Annotated in this window: 8 protein-coding genes; 7 read left to right on the top strand and 1 reads right to left on the bottom strand. The window is 57.8% G+C overall.

The annotated features are described in order from the left end of the window. Window positions 1-441: ABC transporter ATP-binding protein (locus tag BIS11_RS07670; protein WP_253585884.1), on the bottom strand; the 441-nt coding region annotated here is incomplete at its 3' end. Window positions 442-678: 237 nt separating this feature from the next. Between BIS11_RS07670 and BIS11_RS07665 the strand changes: the two genes are divergently transcribed. From BIS11_RS07665 to BIS11_RS07635, 7 genes are all read left to right on the top strand, one after another. Beyond that, a complete protein-coding gene (locus tag BIS11_RS07665) occupies window positions 679-1,311 on the top strand; it encodes a restriction endonuclease subunit S (protein ID WP_367399055.1) in 633 nt (210 codons plus the stop codon). Next, the gene (locus BIS11_RS07660) at window positions 1,308-2,825 is read left to right on the top strand and encodes a class I SAM-dependent DNA methyltransferase (protein WP_253419945.1); all 1,518 of its coding nucleotides are present in this window, start codon (window positions 1,308-1,310) and stop codon (window positions 2,823-2,825) included. The genes BIS11_RS07665 and BIS11_RS07660 overlap by 4 nt, the downstream gene beginning before the upstream one ends. Further along, a complete protein-coding gene (locus BIS11_RS07655) occupies window positions 2,818-3,855 on the top strand; it encodes a virulence RhuM family protein (protein WP_253419942.1) in 1,038 nt (345 codons plus the stop codon). Before BIS11_RS07660 ends, BIS11_RS07655 begins: the two co-directional genes overlap by 8 nt. Before the next feature lie 89 nt (window positions 3,856-3,944). Further along, window positions 3,945-5,156: a restriction endonuclease subunit S gene (locus BIS11_RS07650; protein ID WP_253419940.1), complete on the top strand. Its 1,212-nt coding sequence runs from the start codon at window positions 3,945-3,947 to the stop codon at window positions 5,154-5,156. Beyond that, window positions 5,150-5,671, top strand: coding sequence for a hypothetical protein (locus BIS11_RS07645; RefSeq protein ID WP_253419938.1), 522 nt, complete (start codon window positions 5,150-5,152; stop codon window positions 5,669-5,671). The genes BIS11_RS07650 and BIS11_RS07645 overlap by 7 nt, the downstream gene beginning before the upstream one ends. A 2-nt stretch (window positions 5,672-5,673) precedes the next feature. Beyond that, window positions 5,674-6,543, top strand: a complete 870-nt coding sequence (locus tag BIS11_RS07640) for a Kiwa anti-phage protein KwaB-like domain-containing protein (RefSeq protein ID WP_253419936.1) — start codon at window positions 5,674-5,676, stop codon at window positions 6,541-6,543. Then, window positions 6,540-7,266 (top strand): type I restriction endonuclease (locus tag BIS11_RS07635; protein ID WP_253585883.1); only part of this gene is annotated, 727 nt, incomplete at its 3' end. The genes BIS11_RS07640 and BIS11_RS07635, both read left to right, overlap by 4 nt.

The raw sequence follows: 7,266 nt of genomic DNA, 5'->3' as shown, positions 1-7,266 counted from the left end.
GGCCAGCGCCACCCGCTGGCGCTGGCCGCCGGAAAGATTCGCCGGCTTGCGGTCAAGATAGGGCGACAGGTCGACCAGCTCGGCCACGTGCGCCAGGCGCTTGTCGCGCTCAGACCTGGGCACGCGGCGGCTCTTCAAGCCAAAGACGATGTTCTCGGCCACGCTCAGGTGGGGAAAGAGCGCGTAGGACTGAAACACCATGGAGAGGCCGCGGTCGCCGGGCGGTGCGCGGGTGACGTCGCGCTCGCCGATGTGGATCGCGCCACTTGTGGCCTCTTCGAGCCCGGCGATCATGCGAAGCGTGGTCGATTTACCGCAGCCGGAGGGGCCCAGCAGAATGACGAACTGCCCCGGCGTGACGTCGAAGGAGACGTCGTTCACGGCGACGGTGGCGTCCCACTGTTTGAAAACGTTATCCAGGCGAATACGCGATTGGCTCATGGCTAGGCACTCGGCGCGTGACTGAAAGTGGCTATAGCCAACCACATTGGGTCAACGATGTTGCCGTTGCGTGACACTTATATGGCGTTTGTTAATACATGAAACGTCCTAGCGGCCATGGGCGTTAGAGCTGACCTGCAAAGTGGCCATCGACCGTGCTGGTCTTGCCCGTAAATTCCATATAAAAATCTGTAGGAGAAAAACTGCGTAAAATATAGTTGCTTTTTCTTAAGATCGATGGGTATATTGCTGTACAGGATCTATAGAGATAAATATATGATGCTCGCTGAGGTTTGCAGTATTCATTCGGGATATACGGCGCGCAGCAGTCTCGAACCCGCCGCACATGGAGGGGTTCCAGTGCTTCAATTACGCAATATCACTACGGACGCATGCCCGCTTGGGCCTCGGTTTGATCGCTACATGCTGGAAGGTCTTGCTGCTCGCTACTTCGTGACCGGTGGTGAGGTCGTGTTTCGCTCTCGGGGAGAGCCGAGCACTGCGGTCGCCATTGACGATGGTCTGACGGAGCCCGTACTGGTCGTCAATCCTCTTTTCATCCTGCGCCCCGATACGAATTACCTGCTGCCGGCCTACCTGGCCTGGGCCATCAATCAACCCGATGCCCAGCGCAGGCTTGGCGCCGAAGCCCAGGGCACGAGTCTGCGAATGATTCCGATGAAAGTGCTGGAACGGCTCGAGATCGCCGTCCCCGATCTCGCCACGCAGCAACGCATCGTCGAACTAAACGCTCTGGCGCGGCAGGAGGTACATCTGCTGCGGGAACTCGCCACACACCGGGAACGCCTGTCGAGTCTCATTCTCGGCGAAGCCGCGATGGCCGCCGATCACAAGGAAATGGCCCAATGACCGACCAAATGACGCAACACCAGATCAACCAGACCGCCTGGGCCGCCTGTGACACCTTCCGAGGTGCCGTCGATGCCGGCCAGTACAAGGATTACATCCTGGTGATGCTGTTCCTGAAGTACATCTCGGATCTCTGGAACGATCACCTCAAGACCTACCGCGAACAGTTCGACGGCGACGAGGCGCGCATTCGCCGCCGTCTGGAGCGCGAACGCTTCGTCCTGCCCGAAGGCGCGAGCTTCTTCGATCTGCATGCACAGCGTAACGCGCCCAACATCGGCGAGCTGATCAATATCGCGCTCGAAAAGATCGAAGACGCCAATCGCAGCAAGCTGGAAGGGGTCTTTCGCAATATCGACTTTAACTCGGAAGCCAACCTCGGCCGCCCCAAGGACCGCAACCGCAGGCTCAAGAACCTGCTCGAGGATTTCGCCAAACCCGCACTCGACCTGCGCCCTTCGCGGGTGACCGAGGACATCATCGGCGAGTGCTACATCTATCTCATCTCGCGCTTCGCCTCGGATGCCGGCAAGAAGGCCGGCGAGTTCTACACGCCCACGGCGGTCTCGCGCCTGCTGGCCAAACTGGCCGCACCCGCGCCGGGCAGCACCATCTGCGACCCCGCCTGCGGCTCCGGCTCGCTGCTGATCCAGGCTTCCCAGGAGGTCGGCTCCGAAAACTTCGCCCTCTACGGCCAGGAGGTCAACGGCGCCACCTGGGCACTGGCACGCATGAACATGTTCCTGCACGCCAAGGATGCCGCGCGCATCGAGTGGTGTGACACCCTCAACAGCCCGGCTTTGGTAGAGAGCGACCACCTCATGCGTTTCGACGTGGTGCTCGCCAATCCGCCGTTCTCCCTGGATAAGTGGGGCGCAGAGAACGCCGGTGCCGACCCGTTCGCGCGTTTCTGGCGCGGTGTGCCGCCCAAATCGAAGGGCGACTACGCCTTCATCACCCACATGATCGAGATCGCCAAGCGTCAATCCGGCCGCGTCGCGGTCATCGTGCCCCACGGGGTACTGTTCCGCGCCGGTGCCGAGGGGCGCATCCGCCAGCAGTTGATCGAAGAGAATCTGCTCGACACCGTCGTCGGCTTGCCTGCCAACCTGTTCACCACCACGGGGATTCCGGTCGCCATCCTGATCTTCGATCGCTCGCGGGAGGAAGGGGGCGCCAATGAATCACGCCGCGACGTGCTGTTCATCGACGCCAGCAAGGCGTTCACGCCGAGCAAGACCCAGAACGTGATGGATGACGCCCATATCGGCAAGGTGCTGGAGACCTATCGCACCCGTGGCGAGATCGAGCGCTACTCCCATCGCGCCAGCCCCGAGGAGCTTGCCCAGAACGGCTACAACCTCAATATCCCTCGCTACGTGGACACCTTCGAGCCGGAGGAAGAGATCGACGTGGCTGCCGTACAGCGCGACATCGTCCGCATCGAAGGTGAGCTGGCCGAAGTTCGAAAGAAGATGGATGGTTATCTGAAGGAGCTCGGTGTCGATGTCTGAAGGCGAAATCATCCTCTATACCACCGAGGACGGCCAGGCCGAGATTCAGCTGCGCGCCGTGGAGGGCACCGTGTGGCTGACCCAGGGCCAGATGGCAGAGCTGTTCGCTTCCAGCCCGCAGGGCATCACCCAGCTCGTGCGGGCGATCTACGACGATGAAGAACTGACCGAGTCGGCAACCTGTAAGGAATTCTTACAAGTTCGCAGCGAGGGCGGGCGCCAGGTGCGCCGCTCGCTCAAACACTACAATCTCGAGCTGATTCTGGCGGTGGGTTACCGCGTGCGCAGCCCCCGCGGTGTACAGTTCCGCCGCTGGGCCACGGCGGTCTTGAAGGCGTATCTCGTCAAGGGCTTCGTCATGCACGACGAACGCCTGAAGGACCCCGCCTGGGACTACTTCGACGAGCTGCTCGAACGCATCCGCGATATCCGCGCCTCGGAAGTGCGCTTCTATCAGAAAGTGCGCGATATCCTGGCGCTCAGCGAGGATTACGACCCCAGCTCCTCGGCCGTACCCACCTTCTACGCCACGATCCAGAACAAGATGCTCAACGCCGTGACCAGCCATACCGCCGGCGAGCTGATTCGCGCCCGCGCCAACCCCGAGCAGCCCAATATGGGCCTGATGACGTGGAAAAACGCCGACAAGGGGCGCCCTCTGCGCAAGGCCGATGTCGCCACGGCCAAGAACTATCTGGCCGAGGCCGAGATCAAGGAGCTCAACCTGATCGTCGAGACCTTCCTCAACACCGCCGAACTGCGCGCGACGCGACGCCAAACCATGCGGCTGGCGGAGTGGGAGCGCGTGCTCGACACCTTCCTGACCGCCAACGAACTGCCAAAGCTTGAGGGCGCGGGCTCCATCTCGGCGGAAGCCGCCAAGCGTATCGCCCACGAGCGCTACGAGGCGTTCGATGTCAAGCGAAAAGCCGCCCATAAGCAGGCGGCGGATGAAGCAGGTGACATTGAGGAGTTGAAGCGTATTGCCGATGTTGCGAAGTCGGGGAAGAGGGGGCGTGGCGATGCGTGAGAACACTCTGGAGGATATCGCTCTGATAGAGGTTAGGCCACCTAATGTGCTGTCAAAGACTCTCAAATATCGAATGGAGGGTGATTTCGATGCCTGAGAATCATTGCCGGCGATCAATAGGGAGTCTCTGCGAATTCGTTAATGGCAACGGTTTTCGTCCAACCGAATGGAGCCCGTCTGGTTTACCGATAATTCGAATACAGAACCTGAACGGATCGCAGAACTTCAACTACTTCAATGGAGAGCCAAAGCCAAAATGGCTCGTCCAACCTGGAGATTTGCTTTTTGCATGGGCCGGGGTCAAAGGTGTTTCCTTTGGCCCTACGATTTGGCCAGGTCCACAAGGAGTCCTCAATCAGCATATTTTCCGTGTCGTACCAAAGGAAGGCGTCGATAAGTATTGGCTCTATCTAGCTTTGCAGGTTGCCACACGTCGTATCGAATCGAACGCGCACGGTTTTAAAGCGTCTCTGGTTCACGTTCAGAAGGATGACATTACCACCCAAGTTGTTGATCTTCCTCCACTGCACGAGCAACAAAAGATTGCAGAGGTTCTGCGTAAGTGGGATGAGGCGCTTGAAAAGCTCGCCTCTCTCCGTGAGTCGAAACTCAGGCGTCACCGCGAACTCACGAAGGCTCTTGTCTTTGGCTCGTGGCAACTTGAGAAATTCCGGACGACTAACGAGGTTGCCCATTATCGATGGTTCCAACTCCCTGCATCGTGGAACTGCCAGCAAATCGGCGAGCTATCTGTCGAAATTTCAGAGCGGAACGGCGAAGGGGATCAGCACGAGGTCCTCTCTTGCTCAAAGCACGAAGGCTTTGTGCGGTCGCTAGAATACTTCAAGAAGCAGATCTTCAGCTCTGATTTGACTGGCTACAAGAAGATTTGGCGTGGCGACTTTGGCTTTCCCAGCAATCATATCGAGGAAGGTTCGATTGGCCTTCAGAACTTGGCTGACACCGGTGTCGTCAGTCCGATTTATACCGTATTCCGCTTCAATCCGGATGAGGTGCTTGCCGAGTATGCTTTTGCTGTTCTCAAAACCGAACTCTACCGACATATCTTCGAGATCAGCACCAGCGCCTCAGTGGACCGACGTGGCAGTCTTCGTTGGAGCGAGTTCTCTCGAATCCCTTTCCCAGTCCCGCCGCTGGCTGAACAGGAAGCCATTGCCGAGGTCCTCCGGGCTTCGCGGCGCGAGCTCGATTCTCTTAGGGACGAAATCGACGCAGTGACTCGACAGAAGCGCGGGCTGATGCAGAAGTTGCTGACGGGTGTATGGAGAGTGTCATGCTGAATTGGCTGGCTAAGCTTCTGCTTACCAGCACGGCGATTGCGCCCGTGCTCATCACCTATGCATGGGTGGCCTATCAAGCCAGCGAAGACTTACAAGCCGTCATCCTGCTGGTGGCATGTATCGTCCTCATTATTACCTGCATTCTGGTGCTTCGATATGCCAAAAAGCATCTTGAGCGCGCCAGCTTTTCCGCCACTACGGTGGAAGCAGCGGATCGAGAGAACATGGGCTTTTTGCTGCTCTATCTATTACCACTTTTTACTGCCCAGTTTGATGCGCTGAACTGGCAGGTGTGGGTTCCTGCGATAGGCATTTTTGCTGCAGTTGTGGCTACTGGCTACAGCTACCACTTCAACCCACTTCTGGGCCTAATGGGCTGGCATTTTTATAAAGTCGGAACTGAAGAGGGCGTCACCTACGTCCTTATAACAAAAAAGCAACTTCGCAGAGCAACTGGGGCGATCAAAGTCGGCCAGTTGACCGAATATATCGTCCTCGATGTTGGAGATGATTGACCATGCCCCAAAACCTTTTTGCTGCATGCCGCACCCATGATGGACAGCTGATCGCAAAGCGCGTTCGGCTGGACGCTAATGTGCAACAGGCCGTTGAGGCGGTATTCGCGGAACAGGAAGCTGCTTTCCGGCAAGGTGTGACCGACGAAGTGCCGTTCGATGGAAGCTGGACACCGAATGAGGATGAATTTCTCACCATTGATGTTCCAGCTGAGGCTCAAATTTTCGCGGATACGATCAACGCTCATGCAATGGCCGTTGATGATATCGACACGGCAGCGTTTGCGGCTGAAGGCATCAAGGCCCTTTTTACGGGCATACCCGTCAATGGAGCAACCAAGGTTCTGGTTCAGCGTTTCACATCTCAACAGGTGCTGGAACGCCGTTTCGCTCTTTTACAACAGGGCAATGCATTCCGACGTCTAAGTGAGCCTGCGTTCACACTTGATAACTCTCTCGCCTGCATCATTGAAGATGGAACAGTCAAATTCAAGAGCCAGCATAAGCTACGTTCGATCATCAATATGCTCGAGATTTATAGAGAGGCAACGGAGCAGGAAGTTCAAACATTTGCGGCACATGCCAGCTTGGAAGTCGCAGATGCGGTCGGTTTTGTGAACGTTACAAATCAAGTTAGCCGGAAGCTTATCCACGCAATCGTCAATAACGGAACGCTCGACAATTACACGCCGGTACAAATTCAGGCAGCGGCTCAGCAAACTGATCTCGCAATTAACGTCCAAAATGGCCGAATTGTAATGCCAACGACACATGCGGATATCAAGGCCTTACTTCAGTTTTTGAACGAAAGCCGCTATTCGGGCCCATTGTCAGGACAGGCATTTGTGACCAACTCGCAGAGGCCGGCATGAGCGCGCAACACAGTGGTTTCGACGCCGCCGAAAAACACCAGTCCCAGATTCCCGCGCTACAGCTGCTGGTGGCGCTGGGCTTCACCCCGCTGTCGCAGGCAGAGGCGCTGCGCCTGCGCGGCGGGCGGCTCAAGAACGTGGTGCTGGACGATATCCTGATCGAGCAGTCGATGCGCCTCAACCGCTTCACCCATCGGGGGCGAGAGTACCCTTTCGACCTGCAGGATGCCCATGAGGCACTGCGGCGGCTCAAGCCCACGCCAGATCGGCTGAAGGGGCTGCGCGGCACCAATCAGGAGATCTACGACACCCTGGTGCTCGGCACCACTATCACCAAATCCATCGACGGCGACTCCAAGAGCCACTCGTTTCGCTATATCGACTGGGAGACGCCCGAGAACAACGTTTTCCACGTCACCGCCGAATTCGCGGTGGAGCGTACGGCGTCTCGCCAGTCCCGGCGCTGCGATATCGTCGCCTTCGTCAACGGCATTCCGTTCGTGGTGATCGAGAACAAGCGGCCCACCGAAGACCTGAAGAAGGCCGATAGCCAGCTGATCGGCTATCAGCGCGAAGATGGCATTCCCCAGCTCTTCCATTTTGCGCAGCTGCTGATGACCATGAACCGGGTGGAGGCGCGTTATGCCACCGTCGGCGCCAAGGCGAAGTTCTGGCACGGCTGGCGGGAAGAGGACGACGCGGAGGATGCCCTCTCCGTCATGA

The sequence above is a fragment of the Halomonas sp. 707D4 genome (assembly GCF_024158685.1).
Classification (GTDB): Bacteria; Pseudomonadota; Gammaproteobacteria; order Pseudomonadales; family Halomonadaceae; genus Vreelandella.
This window is presented reverse-complemented; position numbering and strand designations above follow the sequence as displayed.

What these genes read in the sequence shown, in the direction of transcription:
- BIS11_RS07655 (WP_253419942.1), top strand. Translation starts at nt 2,818, where the DNA reads ATGTCTGAAGGCGAAATCATCCTCTATACCACCGAGGACGGCCAGGCC.
- BIS11_RS07660 (WP_253419945.1), top strand. Translation starts at nt 1,308, where the DNA reads ATGACCGACCAAATGACGCAACACCAGATCAACCAGACCGCCTGGGCC.
- BIS11_RS07640 (WP_253419936.1), top strand. Translation starts at nt 5,674, where the DNA reads ATGCCCCAAAACCTTTTTGCTGCATGCCGCACCCATGATGGACAGCTG.
- BIS11_RS07645 (WP_253419938.1), top strand. Translation starts at nt 5,150, where the DNA reads ATGCTGAATTGGCTGGCTAAGCTTCTGCTTACCAGCACGGCGATTGCG.
- BIS11_RS07650 (WP_253419940.1), top strand. Translation starts at nt 3,945, where the DNA reads ATGCCTGAGAATCATTGCCGGCGATCAATAGGGAGTCTCTGCGAATTC.
- BIS11_RS07665 (WP_367399055.1), top strand. Translation starts at nt 679, where the DNA reads ATGGGTATATTGCTGTACAGGATCTATAGAGATAAATATATGATGCTC.